This window comes from Limnobacter sp. UBA3528, from assembly GCF_002377005.1.
Taxonomy (GTDB): Bacteria; Pseudomonadota; Gammaproteobacteria; order Burkholderiales; family Burkholderiaceae_B; genus Limnobacter.
In genome coordinates, this window is record NZ_DFOZ01000019.1 from 1 (window position 1) to 17839 (window position 17839).

The following is a 17839-nucleotide window of genomic DNA, read 5'->3' on the forward strand; positions in this document are numbered from 1 at the left end:
GCGGCTATGCGGCTTGTTACTGAGTGCGACTGTGTCAAGCCAGGCCCGAATAGTGCAGCTGTGTGGCTTGCCACTAAGCTCGCATATGCCTGCGAACCACCTCAAAAACCCGCGATGTGTCTTGACTCTTCGGCCCACTTGCCACCAGTTCATCCAGCAGTTCTGCCGTTTTAAACAACAGTGGCAAATGCAAACCCTGCTTCTTCGCCGCATCGGCCACCATGCGCACATCTTTCGCATGCAGATGCGCTTCAATTGAAACCGGATCCGTAAAGCCTTTCACCATGTGCGGACCAGCCCAGTCCAGCACCCGGCTGGCTGGCAAACCGGCCTGCAGCAACTCAAGTACTACACTCAATTCTGCACCTTGTTCCAGCGCGTAATTCATGGCTTCAGCAATGCCCACCAATTGAATGCACAAGGCCATTTGATTGGCCGCCTTAATCGCTTGCCCCGCGCCGGAAGGGCCCACATGTCGAATGGTTTTGCCCAAGTGTTTCAGCATGGGCTCAATTTGATTGAATGCGGCCAAATCACCACCTGCCATCATGCTCAATGTTGCAGCACGTGCGCCTGCAGCACCGCCAGAAACAGGACAATCAATGTAATCAACACCGCGAGACTTCAATTGACGTGCAATATCAGCCACAGCCGCCGCGTCAATAGTGCTGAAGTCCACAATGATCGAACCGGGCTGTGCATGTTGCGCAATACCGCCATCGCGAAACAGCAGCGATTGAACATCAGCGGTGTTGGTCACATTCAAGGCGACCAGGCGGGTGCTTGCGCACAAGGCTTCAATGCTGGGTTGTGGAACAAGCGGGATGTCAGCCAGCGCCTCGAAGGTGGACGCATTTCTTGCCCAGGCCAGTACAGTGTAGCCCGCCTTGCAAAGGTGGCCTGCCATCGCGGCGCCCATGTTGCCAAGGCCAATAAAGCCGATTGTGTTGAGTGTTGGGGGTGTTGAGTTCATCCCCGGATTATAGTCAGCTTCAGTGGGTCTGCATGCTCGGGTTTTCAGCAATGTGCAGATCACTTAAGCGGCAATATTGCAACTCCCCGGTTTGAAGTTGAACCAGTACGGGGTGGCTGGTTGAAATCCAGCGACCAAATTCGGCAATGTTGTAGGCAATGACCGTGGCAGGTGCTGCGTTCAGCAGCACTTCAGCGCCCACCTTGAACAATTTCGCGGTTTGACGAAGCGTGCGCTTGCGCATCAGGGTTTGACCATCGGGGTAGCGCGGGCCAAATGAACCTGCGGCGTTGGAGTAGGCGATTGTGAGGGGCATTCTTGCCTCCAGGCTGGTGTGTACAACTTAGTTATACGGCACCAGCCTGAAAAGCAGTTTACCGAACATGGGGGGATAACCCGTTCAGTTTTTGCTGTGGTTTTTAGTGCGAAGGCAACAGCAACTGATTTTGAATCAGCATGAACAGTTCGCTGTTGGGGTCGGCAATGCTGTCGCAAATACTGAAATGATCTGCATTCACCTGCAAGGGTGGGTTTAGGCCCCAGTGTGATGCCAAGTAAGCGCTTTGCTCCTTGAACGCATCGGTTTCCTTCGTGCCAAATGCCAGGTGAACGGGAATGGTGGGCTTGGGCATCAAGGCCGGGCTTACCATGCGCGTGCGTTTCTGGTTCAGCTTCAGGTCTTTCTGAATGAACGGTGTGTGCACCAGTGGGCTGAGGTCGTAAATGCCTGAAATTGCGATGACGGACTTCACCACGTCTTGAGGCAGGTCGGAGGCCCACAGCGGCCAAAACGCCAGCGCGCTCATCACGCCCAAATGTCCTCCAGCCGAATGTCCACACACTACGATCTGGTTGGCATCAAAGCCAAAGCGGTCGGCCTGGCGATAAAGCCATTCAATGCCGCGCAGGGTTTGGCGAACACTGTCTTCAATGGTTACGCGGGGAATCAGGCCGTAGTTCAGCAGCGCCACCGAGTAGCCACGAGCCACATAAGGCTTGGCCAGAAAGGTAAAGTCGTATTTGTCGAGTGAACGCCAGTAACCGCCATGAATAAATATCAATAGCGGTTTGCCGGGTTTGCCAGGAATGACATCCACGGTTTCTGCTTCCGATTCGCCGAAATACTGATTCCAGAACCCGTCCAGATCAAAACGGGCGTAGCGGGACTGCTCAGCCCAGCGAGCAAAGGTTTTGGGGTGGTCGGGCAGGTAAGAGCGGACGTTGTACTGGCTCTCGAGCCAAGCCACGTCGGGCTGGTTCTCGCCACTTTGGGCTTTTGTGTCGGCCATATGGCAGTGCAAAAATGTGTGTTTGGGTTGTTAGGCAGAATAAATTCGTGACACAACATACCGTAAAGGGACCAAAAAGTCCAATTTTCGTGCCAATTTCGCAGTCGATTAAACACAATGGCAATAATTTTGTGCTTACAATGAAAAGTTCAGCGTTTCAGTCGAATGCTGGCCCAGCACGCAAGCGCAGCAAAGGCCACCACGGTGGCAGCCATGGGTAGCGAGGTGTCGTCGTGTACCACTGAGACAGCCCAGCTGGCCAACCCCCCCAAACCAAATTGCGCGCAACCATACAAGGCAGAGGCTGCCCCGGCATTTTTAGGGTGCTTGCCCAACAATTGCGCTGTGGTGTTGGGTGCCACAAAGCCCAGTGAACCCACACACAGTAAAAAGCCAGCCACCATCAGACCCAGATTCCAGCTGGCCGTGCCGGCACTCCAGGCGCTGACCAACACCATGAGGGCACCCAGCAACCCCAAGGCGGAGCCTGTTTTTACAAGTGGCGTAGTGCCCGTGCGTTTCACCAATCGCGTGGATGCATAGCCAAAACCAATCAGGGTCAATATGTTCGAGCCAAACAGCACCGCGTATGTTTTTTCACTCAAACCAAAAAACTCGATGTACACAAATGGCGTGCCCGTGATGTAGGCAAACATCGCAGCAAAGTGCGCGCCTCCCGCAATAATTAGCAGTCGGGCATCGCGCTGCTCCCATACGGTTCGATACCCCCTGAATGCATGGCCCAAAGAACTCTGGCTTCTAACCTTGCTCAGGGTTTCGGGCAGCAATGCATAAGCAGCCACGGTGCAGAGGGCTCCAAACAGGGCCAACGCCAGAAATTCATAGCGCCATGAACCCAGTTCCAGAATGTAGGCCCCGAGAAGTGGCGCAATCATGGGGGCCAGTGAGGTGACCATGGCAATCATGGCCATAACCCGGGCCGAATCGGTTTCACCGAACAGGTCGCGAATCACGGCACGTGAAATAACCGCCGCAGCGCCGCCGCCAAAAGCCTGAATCAGTCTGAACACCAGGAGTTGTTCAATGGTTTGGGCCAACATGCAGGCCACACTGGCCAGTACGAACACGGTGGTACCGGCAAATATCATTCGCCTGCGGCCAAACCTGTCCGAAAGCGGTCCGTAAAACAGCATGCCCAAGGCAAACCCGGCCAGAAACACAGTCACAGTTTGTTGAACACGCCCAGCCGGTGCCCGCAGTTCTTCGCCAATTGCAGCAAGGCTTGGCAAATACAAATCAATTGCCAGGGGGGCAAATGCGGCCAGAGCAGCCAGCAGGAAAAACATGGGGCGCTTAATCACGAACGGGATTCCAGTGCGGAGAGATTGGGCATTGTACGCGTTGTGCCGTGCTTCATTGAGCAAACTAATTTGACAGACGACACGCACCTAATTATGGTCATATCCATACCATGGCTGTTCTTATTCAGTTGCTTTCGTGGGGTGCTGCATGGAATTCACGTCGCTTGATCTTGCCCGAATCCAGTTCGCGGCCAATATTACTTTCCATATTTTGTTTCCAACTATCACCATTGGTTTGGGCTGGGTGATGTTTTACCTGCGATTGCAGCATGTGCGCACTGGCAAAACCGAGTGGGAGCAGGCCCATTATTTCTGGACGAAAATTTTTGCGCTGACCTTCGCCATGGGCGTTGTGTCGGGTATCACCATGAGCTTCCAGTTCGGCACCAACTGGCCGGGCTTTATGGAAAAGACCGGAAATATCTCCGGCCCCCTGCTGGGCTACGAGGTGCTGACCGCTTTCTTTTTGGAAGCAACTTTTTTGGGCGTGATGCTGTTTGGCAAACAACGTGTGTCGCCCAAGGTTCATTTGTTGGCGACCTTCTTGGTGGCTTTTGGCACCACCTTGTCGGCCTTCTGGATTCTGGTGCTGAACAGCTGGATGCAAACCCCGCAGGGCTTTGAAATTATTGATGGTCAAATGCACGCCACCAATTGGCTGGAAATTATCTGGAATCCATCTTTTCCTTATCGCTTTACACACATGTTGCTGGCCAGCGGTTTGACTGTGTTCTTCGTGATTGCGGGTGGCAGCGCCCTTCAAATTTTGCGTAAGCGCGAAAAGCCGTTTACGCGTCACATGCTGAAATTGGGGGTTTATGGCGCAGCGGTGCTGATTCCCATCCAGATTTTTGTAGGTGATTTGCACGGTTTGAATACGCTGAAGCACCAGCCTGCCAAAGTGGCGGCCATGGAAGGCGTGTGGGAAACCGAGAAGGGCGCGCCACTGCTGTTGTTCGCCATTCCTGACAGCGAAGCGCGCACCAATCATTTTGAAATCGGTATTCCCAAAATGGCCAGTTTTATATTGACGCACGACTTCAATGGCGAGATCAAAGGGTTGAACGATTTCCTGAACACCCACCCTCCAGTGGGGCCCGTGTTTTATTCCTTTCGGGTCATGGTGGGCATGGGTGTGTTGATGTTGCTGGTTTCCTGGGCCTCGGTGTGGGCTTTCCGGAAAACTGGCCCGGTACTTGAAAACAAAACCCATAGACTTCTTCTGACCGCTTTGATGTTCATGATGTTCTCGGGTTGGGTGGCCACAGTGGCTGGTTGGTGGGTCACCGAGATTGGTCGGCAACCGTATGTGGTGTACGGCGTCTTGGGCACCGCTGACGTGGTGGCCCAGCATCCACCCCAGTTGTTGGCTTTTACGGTGTTGTTGTACATGGCCATGTACATCGGTTTGATCATCTCTTATGTGTGGGTGCTGCGGTACATGCTGTTGGGTGGTATTGGTTCATCCAAGAAGGTAAATTGGGGCGGGGTTCCAACCGCTACTACGCCTGCAGACAAACTTCGCCGTGAACAATAAAAGGGGAACTGCGCGATGACTTTCAACGAGTTTTTACCGCTGTTGTTCATGGGCGTAATGGGTTTGTCCCTTCTGATTTACGTGGTACTGGATGGTTACGACTTGGGCGTTGGCCTGTTGTTGCCCCATGCTACAGACGATGAAAAAGACACCATGATCAATTCAATCGTCCCGTTCTGGGATGCAAATGAAACCTGGTTGGTGCTGGGTGTGGGCGTATTGCTGGTCGCCTTTCCAAAAGCCCACGGTGTGGTACTCACGGCCTTGTACCTGCCAGTCACTTTCATGCTGCTGGGCTTGGTGTTAAGGGGGGTAGCGTTTGATTTTCGCGTTAAAGTGGATGTGGCCTACAAGCCGCTGTGGAACCGGATTTTTTTCATCGGTTCACTGGTTACCTCGGTTTCGCAAGGCTGGATGCTGGGTAGTTACATCACGGGTTTTTCTAACCATTGGTCGCAACTGGTCTTCAACTTGGGTGTCGCCATCACCTTGCCTTTTGCTTACACCTTGTTGGCCAGCGGTTGGTTGATCATGAAAACTGAAGGCGGTTTGATCGAGAAGTCTCGCCGATGGGGGCGAATCAGTTTTTGGCCCATGTTGGCCTCCATCGCCTTTATTTCAGCCATGACACCGTTGGTTGTTCCTGAAATTTTTGACAAGTGGTTCAGCTTTCCCAACATTGTTGCCTTGGCACCCATTCCAATCGCGTCGGTGTTGTGCCTGTGGGGTATTCACCATGTGTTGAGCAGTCAGCGTTTGATGGACGCTGGCTATGGCTGGATGGTGTTCGCACTCACGGCGGGTGTCATGACTTTGGCCTTCATGGGCCTGGCTTACAGTCAATACCCTTACGTGGTCTTGAATCAGTTGACCGTGTGGGAGGCGGCTTCGTCACCTGAAGCATTGAAGATTATTCTGGTAGGTGTGGTGATCACTTTGCCAACCATCCTCGGGTACACTGCATTTTCTTACAAAGTGTTCTGGGGCAAGGCCAAAGAACTATCGTATCAGTAAAACACACCGAAGGAATTTGTTGAAATGAGCATCAGGCAACTGAGCAATGAGGTCGCAGTGTGCGGCCAAATCAGTCCGGAAGATTTGGAAGCAATTGCCGAACTGGGTTTTAAAACCATAGTGAATAATCGGCCCGACCATGAAGTGGGTGCCCAACTGGCCCACTCAGTAATTGAAGCCAAGGCGAAAAGCCTGGGCCTGGCCATTCACTATTTGCCGATGGAAGTGGGGCAACCCCCCTCAGAAGTGTTGCTTGAGGATTTCAAGCGAATTCTGGACGCAGCAGAAAAACCGGTGTTGGCGTATTGCCGCAGCGGCAACCGTTCTGGCCAAATTTACATGGGAGCCTGCGCACTGAAGTGAGCGGGCCTCTCGCGCTAGTGGTCTTTCCGATTGTCGGGTAGTTGCGCGGGCATGGCCATGGCCAGCTCGCGAATCATGCGCACGGTGTCAATATCGGCGGCGCGGTAAGCCTGTTTTCGAATTTCGTCGACATCGTGCGATGAAACCTCGGAACCGCCTGCCGAGCTTGGTACATCGCTGACCTGGTATTGAAACCGCAACCACAGTTCACCTGACTCCGGTTCTTCAATTGAAATGGTCAATGTGCTGTCGCCACAAAACTGATTCGCTACAATGCGTGTCTCGGTGCGATCTTCTTCAATCAGCTCGATGGTGTCTTCAATTTGAAAGGGGCCATAATTCAGTACCCGGGCGAGCGTGGTGATATTGCCTTCCTGACTGGTTTGCATCACTTGCGCATCTTCAAGACCAAGTACGAAGCGTGTAGGTTTCCACGCGCGTGCAACCAAGCCAAACCAGAGTTGTTGCCGTGTTAACCAGTCAATGCCAGGCAAGCTCGGGTCGTTGATCTGCACCAAATGTTCAAATTTCATGAAGGGGGTCCTGTGATACACAGACAAGGTACTACAAAACGTTACTCCGATTCCACAAGCTTCAACGGGGTGGTTTATTTGGTTGAGGTGCCTTCCATGGAGGAAGGCGACATTCAGGCCCAAACCCGGGACCTGTTGAGCTGCCTTGAACGCACCATGGCTGGCGCAGGCACAGACAAAAGCCGTTTGTTGCTGGTTCAGGTTTACTTGACCAATATGGCCCGCGATTACGAGGGGTTCAACTCGGTTTGGGACGCTTGGTTGCCCGAGGGCGCTGCACCTTCACGCGCGTGTGTGGAAGTCAAAGGACTGGCCAAGCCAGGCTGGAAAGTGGAGCTCGTGGTGACGGCAGCGGTGAATCCGGATTTACTGGCTTAACAAACGCAGGCGTTGTTGAAGTACTCGCAAGTTGGTTTTTAAGTGCTCGATTGACTTTGCTGCGGGTAGCTGGTTTTGAGTCAACTGGTTTTCCAGTTGCTGAATAAAGTCAGCAAACGCAAGCTCCCCCACCAATTTGCAATGCCCTTTCAGCGTGTGCAGCGCTCGTTTGGCCTCAGGAAAGTTTTCGGCCAAAAGCTGTTTTTCGGTGTCATCTGCAAGTTGCGGAATTTCAGCCGCAATCATGTCGATGGTTGTTTTCAGCAATTCTTTGTCATGGTCAAAGTTTTGCATTGGAATTGGCGACACATTGAATTTCAGGCGTGCAAGCACGGCTTCAATGTCGCTGCGCTTGAATGGTTTTGAAATGTACTCGCGCATGCCTGCGTCCTGGCACATCGATTGAATATCTCCGATCGATTCTGCCGTCAGGCCAACAATTGGCAAGTTGGAGTGACTGGATTCTGCAAGGATTTTACGGCAGGCTTCCAGCCCGCCCATGTTTGGCATTTGAAAGTCCATCAAGACAAGGTCGAATTTTTCTTCGTCTACCGCCTGCACCGCTTGGATACCGTCAGCGACAAGTTTGAAAGAGATCCCGAGTTGGGTTAGCACATGGGCAATGAAGGTTTGATTGACCATGTTGTCCTCTGCAACCAGTACCCGAATACCTTTTGAGGCGGTGCCGAAGGGTTCACCGGTTGAGTCGGAATATTCAGTATTCATAAAGATTATCTCGAGTTTTGTTCTATTATTTGCCAACCCGCTACCCAAGCGGAACAGGGGTTGCCACAGGACTTTGTAAATATTAATGCTTAATCGGGATTGAGCCATGCAAATACAGTCACACACGCCAGGAATCGCTGTTTTTGCGCAAAGCGTGGGCGTATTTGATTCAGGCGTGGGTGGTTTGTCGGTTTTGAAGGCGATGTTGAATTACTTGCCAGCAGAGCGCTTTCAATTCGTGGCCGACGAACGTTATTTGCCCTATGGCGACAAGCCGCAGCATGAAATTACAGACCGTGTATTAACCCTGTCCAATTGGCTGCGCAATCAGGAGTGCAAAGCCATGGTCATGGCCTGCAATACTGCCACTGCTGCAGGCGCCAATCAGGCCCGGGCGGCACATGCAAATTGGCCGATTGTGGGAATCGAGCCCGCCGTCAAACCTGCCAGTATGCTGACCAAAACCGGTGTGGTGGGTATTTTGGCAACCACCAACACGGTGGCCAGCGAGCGGTTCAAGGGCTTGGTTGAAAGATTTGATCCTTTGGCGAAGGTGATTGCACACCCGTGCCCTGGGCTGGTTGAACTGATCGAACAATCGCCCATGCCCGAGCCAGCGATCGAGGCCCTGTTAAAGCCTGTGTTGGCCGAGCTGCTTCAAAAAAATGCAGACGTTATTGTATTGGGCTGCACACACTACCCCTTTGTTGCACACCTCATTTCAAAACTGGCTGGCCCGGACGTAACAGTCATAGAAACTGGTTTGCCGGTGGCCAAACAGTTGAAAACCCGTCTGGAGAGCGAGGGCCTGCTGAATATGGGCGAGGCACATTTACCCATGATTGAGCGAGTGAGTTTTTTCACGACCGGTCAACCCGAGGCTTTCAAGACAAAATTGGTGAATTTGTTGGGCACCGATTGGCTTCAGGTCAAGGTGCAGCAACTGGACATCTAGATTGCGCTTTTAGCCTGCTGCGAGCATCTGCGCCACTTGCACAAATTGCTCAGGCGCAATTTCCTCGGCACGTGCCGTGAGTGCTATGCCTGCGGCGCTTGCGATATGTTCGGGCACCACATTGGCCCAAGTGTTGCGCAACATTTTGCGGCGTTGTGAAAACGCAGTGCTGACCACTCGGCTAAAAATTTCACCCGGAATTGCAGCGCGTTCCTGGGCCTGTTTTGGCACCATTCGAACAATCGCGGACATGACGCGGGGTGGTGGGTCGAAGCACTCGGGCGGCACATCGAACAAATGGTCCATGTCGTAGTAGGCTTGCAGCATCACCGATAACCTGCCGTAGTCGCTGGTTTTTGGGACCGCTACCATGCGGTCAATGACTTCTTTTTGCAGCATGAAGTGCTGGTCGATCACCTGGTCTGCCACTTCAAGTAAAGCAAATAAAATGGGTGAGGAGATGTTGTAAGGCAAATTGCCCGCCACGCGAAAAGGCGCAGGAAGTTGGCTGAAGTCAAATTTCAGCACGTCCACTTCGTGAACGGTGAGTTTGTCCTTCCAGTTCCCGGTGCGAAGCTTTTCCGCCAGGTCCCGGTCAATTTCGATCACCTGCAGGTGATTCACTGCCTTAAGCAGCCAAAATGTGAGTGCGCCCAAGCCTGGACCAATTTCAACCAGCGTGTCGTCTGCACGGGGTCGCATCTCGCCGATCAGGTTTGACAGCACACTTTGATCGGTTAAAAAGTGTTGGCCAAATCGTTTTTTAGCTTGGTGTTTCATTGCGCGTTCCTGCGGCAAAGGTCCATATGGTGCGCGCATTCTATCGCTTCATTCAGGCTGCCCGCATCCATGTTGCGGGTACCGGCCAAGTCAAGTGCGGTGCCATGGTCAACTGAGGTTCGCACAATGGGCAAACCCAGTGAGACATTCACGCCTTGCCCAAAACTGGCATGCTTCAGTACGGGCAAGCCCTGGTCGTGAAACATGGCCAAAACTGCATCGCTGTTTTGCAGGTATTTGGGCTGAAACAGGGTGTCGGCAGGGAAGGGGCCTTGCACATCGTGTCCCCTGGCCTGCAGAGCTTTGATGGTTGGCGTGATGGTGTCAATTTCCTCACGTCCGAGGTCGCCTGATTCGCCGGCGTGTGGATTTAGCCCTGTCACCAGAATTCTCGGTTTCGGCAAACTCCAGTACAGGCTTAAATCGTGCAGCATGATTTCAAGCGTACGGGTGAGGCTGCTCCGGGTAATTGCTTCAGGCACCTTGGCCAGTGGAATGTGGGTAGTCGCCAGTGCAACCTTCATTTGACCACCCATCAGCATCATGACGACATCGCCTTGCCCGCAGCGCTCAGCCAGGTACTCGGTGTGCCCCATGAAACCTGGCCAGTGCGGGCTGATTGCTGATTTTTGAATGGGTGCTGTCACCATGGCCGCTGCAGTTCCATTTTGGCATGCATCGCAGGCCATGTTGAGCAGACCCAGCACGTAGGGTGCGTTGGCCGGGTTGGGTTGACCGGTGATGCAGGGTGTTGAAAGCGGGTGGTCAAGCAGAAAGTAGCCGGGGGCTTCAGGTTCGCCGGTGGCAATATCCCGCAACGAGTTGATGCGTTGCCATTTGGGTTCTATGCCCGCATTTTTTGCGCGGGTTTCGAGCAAATCAGCATCACCAAGAATGACCAGCGAACGGTTCAGCCGCTTGGCTTGGCTGGTTTCGGCCAATAAAGCACACAGTTCTGGCCCGATCCCGGCGGGTTCACCGCTGGTGATCAGGATCGGGAGATTTGTGGCCGTGCTCATGCCCTGTGCATCAAAGGCGAATTTCAATGAAGGTGGCGTCGCGCAGTTGGCGCAACCATTCTTGATAGCTTTCCTCGGATTTGTTGGCGCGAATAGCCTGACGTGCAGCCTGGCGCTGGCGCTCTTCAGAGGCCGCCTGTTGGCGACGTTCTACCACTTGAATAATGTGGAAACCAAAGCGGCTTTGAAACACCGGGCTTACACCCCCGATGCCAAGCTGATTCATCTCTCGTTCAAATTCCGGCACTGTGTCGCCTGGGTACAACCAGCCCAAATCGCCGCCCTTTGAAGCAGAACCGTCTTGCGAGTATCGCTTGGCCAACGTATCAAAGGTCGCAGCGCCACCTTGCAGTTGTTCCAGTGCAAAATTTAGCCGGCGTCGGGCTTCCGCTTCGGTAATGTCAGGGCCTGGGCGGATCAGGATGTGTCGCGCCCGGGTTTGAGTCACTGGTGTGCTGTCCAGCGCGGCGCCACTCTCACGACGCTCGAGTACTTTCAACACGTGAAATCCGTTGGGGCTGCGAATGGTTTGTACTGCATTCAATTGCGCCTTGGACAGGAATTCGCTAAACAGGGTGGGCACGGCATCAAAACCGGACCAACCCATTTGCCCTGTGCCGTCAATCGCCAGCTCGGGATTGGTTTGCACAATGGCTTCCACTGTTTTTCCGTCTTTCAGGGCCTTTTCAATTGCTTCAACCTTGCCTCTAGCCTGGTTGAGCGTTGCACCGCTGGCATCACTGGGGGCTTTGACCAGCAACTGCACCCAGTTCACTTCAGGTTGGTTGGGGGCCGCGCCACCCTTGGTTCGGGCAGCCAGGTAATTCTGAATTTCTGCATCTGACACTTGAATTCGGGCTTCTACCTCTCGCTCGCGCAGGCGTCCCAAGGTAATTTCGCTGCGTACCTCTTCACGAAAGCGGGCGGGCGAAACTCCTTCTTCTTGAAGCCGTGCCAAAAAGTCTTCCAGAGACAAACCGTTTTGGTCCGCAACACGAGCCATGGCAGCCTCAATTTGAGCTTCTTCAATCCGGATGCCCACTTCTTCTGCTTTCTGAAGTTGCGCCCGGTCCATCACCATGCGGTCAAGCACCTGTTTGCGCAATTCGATCCGATCGGGCAAGGGCGCGCCGCGGCGACTCATTTGGCGTTCAATCAGGGCCACCTGCCTGTTCAACTCGCTGCGGGTAATGATGTCGGTGTTCACCACCGCAACAATGCCATCGATTGCTGCTGCGCCGGAACCGTTGCTGGCCCCGAGTTCGGAACTCAGCTTACCCGCTGGCAAATTGGAGGTTGGTGCTTTGACACCCTGCGCCTGCGCATGGCTCATGGCCGCCAGGGCGGAGATCGCGAATAACCAGTGTTGAATGTGCTTCATGTTCATAACTTATTGGGTGCTTAGTGAGTACTTAGTGGGTACTTAATGGGTGCTCATTGGATCGATTGTGCGGAAGAGAAAGGCGTGTACCCTGGCACCTTTCTGGACAACAGGTCGGCCGGGTTGGACCCCAAACGACCCAATCCATTGAGTTCAAGTTGAACAAACAGCGATGTGGTCTCCAGCTGTGGTGCAGTCGCAAATCTTTGTGCAATCACACGCACTGCCCAGCAACCCTCGCCATACTCAAGGCCTGCCACACCTTCAATCAAACGATTGTCCAGCATTGAATAGTTTAAACGACCCACGCCACTCCAGCGGTCAGAGATGGGCCATTGGCCTGAAATGTCGAACTGGTCAATTTGTGCGCGGGTGTAGCGATACCCCAAATTCAGTTGTTTGCCCAGCGACGGCGCATAGCTGACAGTGACATTGCCGCGTTCGTGCCGCCCGCTTTCTGCATTCAGTTGCGTGGTGGCGTCCAGGAATACTGACTGGCTGATACGGCCGCGCGCATTGGCAAAGAAGTCAGAATCGCTGGTGGTTGGCGCCTCGAAACCTTGCAAAATAACCCGGGGTGTACTCAAGTTCAGGCGTTGTCCGCCGGTTACGCTAAACAACTCCTCGCTGGTGGCCTCGTCGTAGAAACGGCTGGTCACGGCCAGTGTCAGCTGGTTCGCATCACCCACACGGTCAAGTCCGGAATATCTGTTCTCGGCGAAAATCCGGGTCAGGCTTTGGTCGGTAACCGAGGTGTCGAAAATAGGCTGATCGGATTGGTCTTTGAACGGCGTGTAAAGGTAGAAAATTCGCGGTTCAAGGGTTTGGTTTACATTGCGACCGAAAAAGCTTGTTTTTCGGTCGAAGTAAACCGTACTGTCGAGTGAAACAGTTGGGATCACGCTACCAGGCGCTGCAGGCGAGCCAGGTGTTTGACCTTGTAAATCGTAGTTGGTGGCCTGCACTGAAATAGCGGGCGTGAACGAGAATTCAGACCGCTGGATGGGCATGAAAACCCGGGCGCGTGTCACACCCCGTGAGCCTTCAACCCGTGCGGGTGCGGACGATGGGCGGGCAAAGTCGGTGTATTGCCCGCTCACTGACACAAACGCATTGGCTTCACCGATGCGGGTTGGGCTCAGCTCAAGCGTCGCTTCAGGCAAGCGGTCATAGGGCTCAGCGATTACGTCGTTAAACAACTGCAGTGTTTGGTGAGCCACGGTGCGCACATTGGCGCTCCAGTTCTTCTGGCGGTACGAGAAGAAACCTTCTTGTACCAAAATACGTTGAGAGGCCACAGCCTGCGTGCGCGAGAAGTCGACAAAGTAGTTGTCATCCGACACCTGGTTGAAATTGACCCCTGCGTAGAAGGGGCCTTTCTCGTACTTGTGCAGCAAAGACAAAGCCGTGCGGTCGGTGCCGGTTTTCTCGTCGTCGGGCAGGTAATCGTATTTCAGCTCGCCTTCGTTGTTGGGCGTCAGGTACCGTGTTTGGGTTCCCAGTTGGTAACCCCGGCCCGAAATGATTTTCGGGTACAGGGTCATGTCTTTGTCTGGGGCAATATTCAGGTAGTACGGAACTGTAATTTCAAGCCCGCTGTTGGACACGGTACCAAACGAGGGGGGCAGGAATCCGCTTTTGCGCCTGTCAGTGGTGGGAAATGAAAAGTAAGGAGCACCCAATATTGGCACATCCTGAAATACAACCTTCGCCCCACGGGCACGACCCACTTCGGCCGCTTGGTCAATTTCCAGCGAATCAGCGGTAATGTACCAATCACCTTGATCTGCAGCACCAGGATTTGGCACTTCACACACGGTGTAGTTCGGGTTTTCAAGCGTCAGGGTTGAAATGCCGTCGTACTGCATTTTGTCAGCCCGGCCTTTGCCGTTGATTTCCTTCAATTCGAAGGTAGGCTTGGTCATTTCACTTTCGCCGGTACCCAGTTTGACCGAGCCCTCCGGGGCTTTCAGCACCATGCCCTCTTGTTCAATCACCAGGTTGCCTTTGGCTGTGGCACGGTCGGTAATGGGCGAATAGTTGATTGAGTCGCTGAACAGTTTCAGTTTGTTGCGCCGAACTTCAACATTGCCCTCCAGAAAAGTTTCCTCGGCGCTGTTGCCGTACAGACGATCCGCAGAAATGTAAGTGGCCTCGTCCTCGGGTATCGGGTTGCGCACTCCGAGCAGTCCGCCATCAATTTTAAGGCGGGTGGGGGATTCGGCCTTGGGCGGTGTTGTGTTCGTGGTTTGGGCAAGCGCAGGTGCGCCAAGACAGAACAAAGCAAATGCGATGGCTGTGGGGCGGGTGGGCACTAAGTGCACTTGCAATAATTTTTTGCTTTTCTTCAAGCTGGGTATGTACTCAAATAGGTGACGGATCGATCAAGCGCCATAGGATCCTACTATTATAGGCAACTAACTACAAATTAAAGAGATTGGACGGTTTGATGAGCGCCTTGCGTCAAGAAATGTTGAAAAAATGGCTGGCAGGCCTTCCTGAGTTCGAACTTGACCTGCAAACCTTGCAGGCTGCCTCCAGCGATGCCAGTTTTCGTCGGTATTTTCGCGTAAGCGAAGCCAATAACGCGCGAACGCTGATTGTGATGGACGCACCACCGGACAAAGAGGATGTTCGCCCATTTGTGCATGTGGCAGGTTTGTTGCGAGACGGTGGCTCCCGGGCACCCCAGGTATTGGCGCAAAATCCGGAAGAAGGTTTTTTGCTGCTGGAGGATTTCGGCAACACCACCATGTTGCAGGGTTTGAATGCCCAAGCCGACCAAAAAGATGCCTTTTATATGCAGTCACTGCACGACCTCGTGCACTTGCAAGCCAACACCAGCACTGAAGGTATACCCGTTTACGGTGCCGACAAATTGTTGCAGGAAATGAACCTGTTCGATGAATGGTATGTGGGCAAGCACTACGGTGCCGAGCTGACCGATCAGGAACGTAACTGGCTGGACAGCATCAAAGGCATGCTGATTCAAAGTGCCTTGGCCGAGCCTCAGGTGTTTGTTCACCGCGATTACCACAGCCGCAATTTGATGTTGGTCAGCCAAGCGGGGGCTGGGCCTCAGTTTGGTATTCTCGACTTTCAGGATGCGGTAAAGGGCCCATTGAGTTACGACCTGGTCAGTATTTTGCGTGATGCCTACATTGAATGGCCCGAGGCACAAACCCTGGACTGGACTGTGCGTTACTGGGAGGCGGCCCGCAAAGCTGGTTTGCCCATTTGCGAAGACCCCGGCGAGTTTTATCGCCAATTCGATTTCATGGGTTTGCAGCGGCACTTGAAAATTCTTGGGATTTTTGCGCGCCTGAATTACCGGGATGGCAAAGCCCAGTATTTGAACGATTTACCGATGGTGTTGCGTTATGTGCGCTTGGTCGCTGGCCGGTACATCGCATTCAAGCCACTGCTGCTGTTGCTGGATCGACTTGAAAACAAGGCAGTGAAAGTGGGGTACACGTTTTAAATGAAGGCGATGATACTGGCGGCGGGGCGTGGCGAGCGCATGCGGCCTTTGACCGACCACTGCCCCAAGCCCCTGTTGCCTGCCGGGGGCAAACCTTTGTTGCAATGGCACATCGAGGCTTTGGCGGCGGTGGGTGTGACCAGCATTGTGATCAACCATGCACATTTGGGTCACCAAATTGAAAGCCACTTTGGCGATGGTTCGGCTTTTGGGGTGCAGCTCAGTTACTCCGCCGAAGCCACGGCGCTGGAAACTGCAGGCGGTATCCGCAAGGCATTGCACATTTTGGGAGAGGACCCATTTTTGGTCATTAACGGCGATGTGGCCTGCGACTGGCCGGTGGCAAAGGCGTTGAGCATTGCCGACGAATGGCAGCCCGGCCAATTGGCCCATCTGGTGATGGTGCCCAATCCCTTGCACAACCCGGCCGGTGATTTCGCATTGCAGGGCAGCACAGTCAAACAGCCTGAACCAGGCGATGCGGCATTCACCTTTTCGGGCATGGGTGTGTATCACCCAAGTTTGTTCGCCCCGGTCAAGGTGGGAGATTTTGCAAAACTCGCGCCGTTGTTGCGCCAAGCCATGGCAGCAGGCAAAGTACAAGGTGAGTTGTTCAAGGGATTCTGGATGGACATAGGAACACCAGAAAGGCTTGAAGCACTTGACCGACGATTGAATTCAGTAAGGAAGCATTAGCATGAGCAGGTACCCCACCCACAACCCCTTGATTTACGCCAAGCGCCGAGAGCAGCTGGCACGCCGTTTGAAGAAAATGGGAGGTGGTGTCGCACTGGTGCAGTCGGGCATGGAAGTCATGCGCAATCGCGATGCAGATTACGCCTTCCGTTCTGACAGTTATTTCTATTACCTCACCGGCTTTCCCGAACCTGAGGCCTGTCTGGCTCTTGTGGTTGCGCCCAGTGGCGACTCCCGCGCGGTCTTGTTTTGCAGGGATAAAAACGAAGAGCGGGAAATTTGGGAAGGTTTTCGTTTTGGCCCCAAAGCCGCGCAATCGGCCTTTGGCATGCACGAAGCCCACAGCATTGAAGACCTTGAAGAGCATTTGATCGACACACTGGCCAATCAGCCAGCCGTGTTTTTGCGTTTGGGTGAAGACGAAAGCCTGGAAGCCGCGGTTGCGGATGTGTTGAAAACCTTGCGGGGCAAGGCCCGCATGGGTATTTCAGCGCCACATGCAGTGCTTGATCTAAGCCACTCACTCGATGAAATGCGTTTGATCAAAGACAAAACAGAAATCGAGATCATGCGCCGCGCCGCCGATATTTCGGCCCATGCACACATTGCCGCCATGCAGGTGTGTCAGCCGGGCAAATTTGAATTTGAGGTAGAAGCGGAGTTGCTGTATCAGTTTCGCAAAAACGGTTCTGAAGCACCTGCATACGGTTCAATCGTAGCTTCGGGTGCAAATGCCTGTGTGCTGCATTACCGGGCCAACGACGCCAAAATGCGCGACGGCGATTTGTTGCTGATTGACGCCGGTTGCGAGCTGGATTGCTATGCATCTGACATCACCCGAACGTTTCCAGTCAATGGCCAGTTCAGCAAGGCCCAGCAGGCCGTGTATGAAGTGGTTTTGAACGCGCAGTATGCCGCAATTGATGCCACCAAACCTGGCGCCCGATTCAATGATCCGCACGACGCCGCAGTCAAGGTACTTGCCCAAGGTTTGATCGATTTAAAGCTGTTGAAAATGGGTTTGAATGAAGCCCTTGAAAGTGGTGCTTACAAGCGCTTTTACATGCACCGCACCAGCCATTGGTTGGGCATGGATGTTCACGATTGCGGCAGTTACCGCGACCCCGCTGCCAAACCCGAAGACGGTGTTGCGCCCCACACCAGCCGCAAGCTGGAGGCGGGCATGGTGTTGACCATTGAACCCGGTTTGTACATTCGCCCTGGCAAAGGGGTACCCAAGCAGTTTGAAAATATCGGCATTCGCATTGAAGACGACGCTTTGGTGACCCAGAAAGGTTGCGATGTTTACACCGCAGATGCGCCCAAAACAGTGAGTGAAATTCACGCCACAATGAAAGCCCACAAAAAAACAAGCAGCAAGGCGGCCTGACC

Annotated in this window: 18 protein-coding genes; 8 read left to right on the forward strand and 10 right to left on the reverse strand. The window is 53.6% G+C overall.

The genetic code is table 11. The features are described from left to right. Positions 1-73: 73 nt before the first annotated feature. The 4 genes from B4N58_RS04980 to B4N58_RS04995 all read right to left on the reverse strand — a co-directional run bounded on the left by B4N58_RS04980 (position 74) and on the right by B4N58_RS04995 (position 3584). Positions 74-973 carry an NAD(P)-dependent oxidoreductase gene (locus B4N58_RS04980; RefSeq protein ID WP_291746486.1) on the reverse strand — a complete coding sequence of 300 codons (900 nt, stop codon included), beginning with the start codon at positions 971-973 and terminating at the stop codon, positions 74-76. A 19-nt stretch (positions 974-992) separates the two neighbouring features. Next, positions 993-1289 (reverse strand): hypothetical protein, encoded by a 297-nt coding sequence (locus B4N58_RS04985; RefSeq protein WP_008252053.1) that lies wholly within the window; start codon positions 1287-1289, stop codon positions 993-995. A gap of 103 nt (positions 1290-1392) precedes the next feature. After that, complete coding sequence (locus tag B4N58_RS04990; protein ID WP_008252055.1) at positions 1393-2262, reverse strand: alpha/beta hydrolase; 870 nt, start codon at positions 2260-2262, stop codon at positions 1393-1395. A 149-nt stretch (positions 2263-2411) separates the two neighbouring features. Next, entirely contained in the window at positions 2412-3584 is a 1173-nt protein-coding gene (locus tag B4N58_RS04995; protein ID WP_291746493.1) for a multidrug effflux MFS transporter, read from the reverse strand. A 148-nt stretch (positions 3585-3732) separates the two neighbouring features. Here B4N58_RS04995 and B4N58_RS05000 point away from each other — a divergent pair, with 148 nt between their 5' ends. From B4N58_RS05000 to B4N58_RS05010, 3 genes are read left to right on the forward strand one after another with little or no spacing between them, the layout of a single operon-like run. After that, positions 3733-5121, forward strand: coding sequence for a cytochrome ubiquinol oxidase subunit I (locus tag B4N58_RS05000; RefSeq protein WP_291746496.1), 1389 nt, complete (start codon positions 3733-3735; stop codon positions 5119-5121). Between the two features lie 15 nt (positions 5122-5136). Next, entirely contained in the window at positions 5137-6135 is a 999-nt protein-coding gene (locus B4N58_RS05005) for a cytochrome d ubiquinol oxidase subunit II (protein WP_291746500.1), read from the forward strand. A gap of 24 nt (positions 6136-6159) precedes the next feature. Further along, complete coding sequence (locus B4N58_RS05010) at positions 6160-6498, forward strand: TIGR01244 family sulfur transferase (RefSeq protein ID WP_008252062.1); 339 nt, start codon at positions 6160-6162, stop codon at positions 6496-6498. 14 nt (positions 6499-6512) lie between these two features. Here B4N58_RS05010 and B4N58_RS05015 read toward each other — a convergent pair whose 3' ends face one another. Next, positions 6513-7031 carry an SRPBCC family protein gene (locus B4N58_RS05015; protein ID WP_291746503.1) on the reverse strand — a complete coding sequence of 173 codons (519 nt, stop codon included), beginning with the start codon at positions 7029-7031 and terminating at the stop codon, positions 6513-6515. A gap of 12 nt (positions 7032-7043) precedes the next feature. Here B4N58_RS05015 and B4N58_RS05020 point away from each other — a divergent pair, with 12 nt between their 5' ends. After that, complete coding sequence (locus B4N58_RS05020; RefSeq protein ID WP_232222757.1) at positions 7044-7409, forward strand: RidA family protein; 366 nt, start codon at positions 7044-7046, stop codon at positions 7407-7409. On the opposite strand, the gene B4N58_RS05025 is transcribed toward B4N58_RS05020, so the two are convergent. Beyond that, positions 7398-8135, reverse strand: a complete 738-nt coding sequence (locus B4N58_RS05025; RefSeq protein ID WP_291746507.1) for a response regulator — start codon at positions 8133-8135, stop codon at positions 7398-7400. The genes B4N58_RS05020 and B4N58_RS05025 overlap by 12 nt on opposite strands. 106 nt (positions 8136-8241) lie before the next feature. Here B4N58_RS05025 and murI point away from each other — a divergent pair, with 106 nt between their 5' ends. Then, positions 8242-9090: a glutamate racemase gene (gene murI, locus B4N58_RS05030; protein ID WP_291746510.1), complete on the forward strand. Its 849-nt coding sequence runs from the start codon at positions 8242-8244 to the stop codon at positions 9088-9090. Between the two features lie 9 nt (positions 9091-9099). Here murI and rsmA read toward each other — a convergent pair whose 3' ends face one another. The 4 genes from rsmA to B4N58_RS05050 are packed head-to-tail and all read right to left on the reverse strand — an operon-like array spanning position 9100 to position 14594. Further along, positions 9100-9870, reverse strand: coding sequence for a 16S rRNA (adenine(1518)-N(6)/adenine(1519)-N(6))-dimethyltransferase RsmA (gene rsmA, locus B4N58_RS05035; protein WP_291746513.1), 771 nt, complete (start codon positions 9868-9870; stop codon positions 9100-9102). Next, positions 9867-10889: a 4-hydroxythreonine-4-phosphate dehydrogenase PdxA gene (gene pdxA, locus B4N58_RS05040; protein ID WP_291746516.1), complete on the reverse strand. Its 1023-nt coding sequence runs from the start codon at positions 10887-10889 to the stop codon at positions 9867-9869. Before pdxA ends, rsmA begins: the two co-directional genes overlap by 4 nt. Before the next feature lie 10 nt (positions 10890-10899). Continuing rightward, positions 10900-12270 (reverse strand): peptidylprolyl isomerase, encoded by a 1371-nt coding sequence (locus B4N58_RS05045; RefSeq protein ID WP_008252076.1) that lies wholly within the window; start codon positions 12268-12270, stop codon positions 10900-10902. Positions 12271-12323: 53 nt separating this feature from the next. Then, positions 12324-14594 carry an LPS-assembly protein LptD gene (locus B4N58_RS05050; protein ID WP_291746871.1) on the reverse strand — a complete coding sequence of 757 codons (2271 nt, stop codon included), beginning with the start codon at positions 14592-14594 and terminating at the stop codon, positions 12324-12326. A 125-nt stretch (positions 14595-14719) separates the two neighbouring features. Here B4N58_RS05050 and B4N58_RS05055 point away from each other — a divergent pair, with 125 nt between their 5' ends. The 3 genes from B4N58_RS05055 to B4N58_RS05065 are packed head-to-tail and all read left to right on the forward strand — an operon-like array spanning position 14720 to position 17837. Further along, the gene (locus B4N58_RS05055) at positions 14720-15751 is read left to right on the forward strand and encodes an aminoglycoside phosphotransferase family protein (RefSeq protein WP_291746520.1); all 1032 of its coding nucleotides are present in this window, start codon (positions 14720-14722) and stop codon (positions 15749-15751) included. Then, positions 15752-16447, forward strand: coding sequence for an N-acetylmuramate alpha-1-phosphate uridylyltransferase MurU (gene murU, locus B4N58_RS05060; protein WP_291746523.1), 696 nt, complete (start codon positions 15752-15754; stop codon positions 16445-16447). A gap of 1 nt (position 16448) precedes the next feature. Beyond that, the gene (locus B4N58_RS05065) at positions 16449-17837 is read left to right on the forward strand and encodes an aminopeptidase P N-terminal domain-containing protein (protein ID WP_291746525.1); all 1389 of its coding nucleotides are present in this window, start codon (positions 16449-16451) and stop codon (positions 17835-17837) included. Positions 17838-17839: the final 2 nt, after the last annotated feature.

Bases quoted from the DNA above. Each gene is read 5' to 3' on its own strand.
- B4N58_RS04980 (WP_291746486.1), bottom strand. From the start codon at position 973: ATGAACTCAACACCCCCAACACTCAACACAATCGGCTTTATTGGCCTT.
- B4N58_RS05065 (WP_291746525.1), top strand. From the start codon at position 16,449: ATGAGCAGGTACCCCACCCACAACCCCTTGATTTACGCCAAGCGCCGA.
- B4N58_RS04985 (WP_008252053.1), bottom strand. From the start codon at position 1,289: ATGCCCCTCACAATCGCCTACTCCAACGCCGCAGGTTCATTTGGCCCG.
- murI (WP_291746510.1), top strand. From the start codon at position 8,242: ATGCAAATACAGTCACACACGCCAGGAATCGCTGTTTTTGCGCAAAGC.
- pdxA (WP_291746516.1), bottom strand. From the start codon at position 10,889: ATGAGCACGGCCACAAATCTCCCGATCCTGATCACCAGCGGTGAACCC.
- rsmA (WP_291746513.1), bottom strand. From the start codon at position 9,870: ATGAAACACCAAGCTAAAAAACGATTTGGCCAACACTTTTTAACCGAT.
- B4N58_RS05025 (WP_291746507.1), bottom strand. From the start codon at position 8,135: ATGAATACTGAATATTCCGACTCAACCGGTGAACCCTTCGGCACCGCC.
- B4N58_RS05005 (WP_291746500.1), top strand. From the start codon at position 5,137: ATGACTTTCAACGAGTTTTTACCGCTGTTGTTCATGGGCGTAATGGGT.
- B4N58_RS05045 (WP_008252076.1), bottom strand. From the start codon at position 12,270: ATGAAGCACATTCAACACTGGTTATTCGCGATCTCCGCCCTGGCGGCC.
- B4N58_RS04990 (WP_008252055.1), bottom strand. From the start codon at position 2,262: ATGGCCGACACAAAAGCCCAAAGTGGCGAGAACCAGCCCGACGTGGCT.
- murU (WP_291746523.1), top strand. From the start codon at position 15,752: ATGAAGGCGATGATACTGGCGGCGGGGCGTGGCGAGCGCATGCGGCCT.
- B4N58_RS05015 (WP_291746503.1), bottom strand. From the start codon at position 7,031: ATGAAATTTGAACATTTGGTGCAGATCAACGACCCGAGCTTGCCTGGC.
- B4N58_RS05000 (WP_291746496.1), top strand. From the start codon at position 3,733: ATGGAATTCACGTCGCTTGATCTTGCCCGAATCCAGTTCGCGGCCAAT.
- B4N58_RS05055 (WP_291746520.1), top strand. From the start codon at position 14,720: ATGAGCGCCTTGCGTCAAGAAATGTTGAAAAAATGGCTGGCAGGCCTT.
- B4N58_RS05010 (WP_008252062.1), top strand. From the start codon at position 6,160: ATGAGCATCAGGCAACTGAGCAATGAGGTCGCAGTGTGCGGCCAAATC.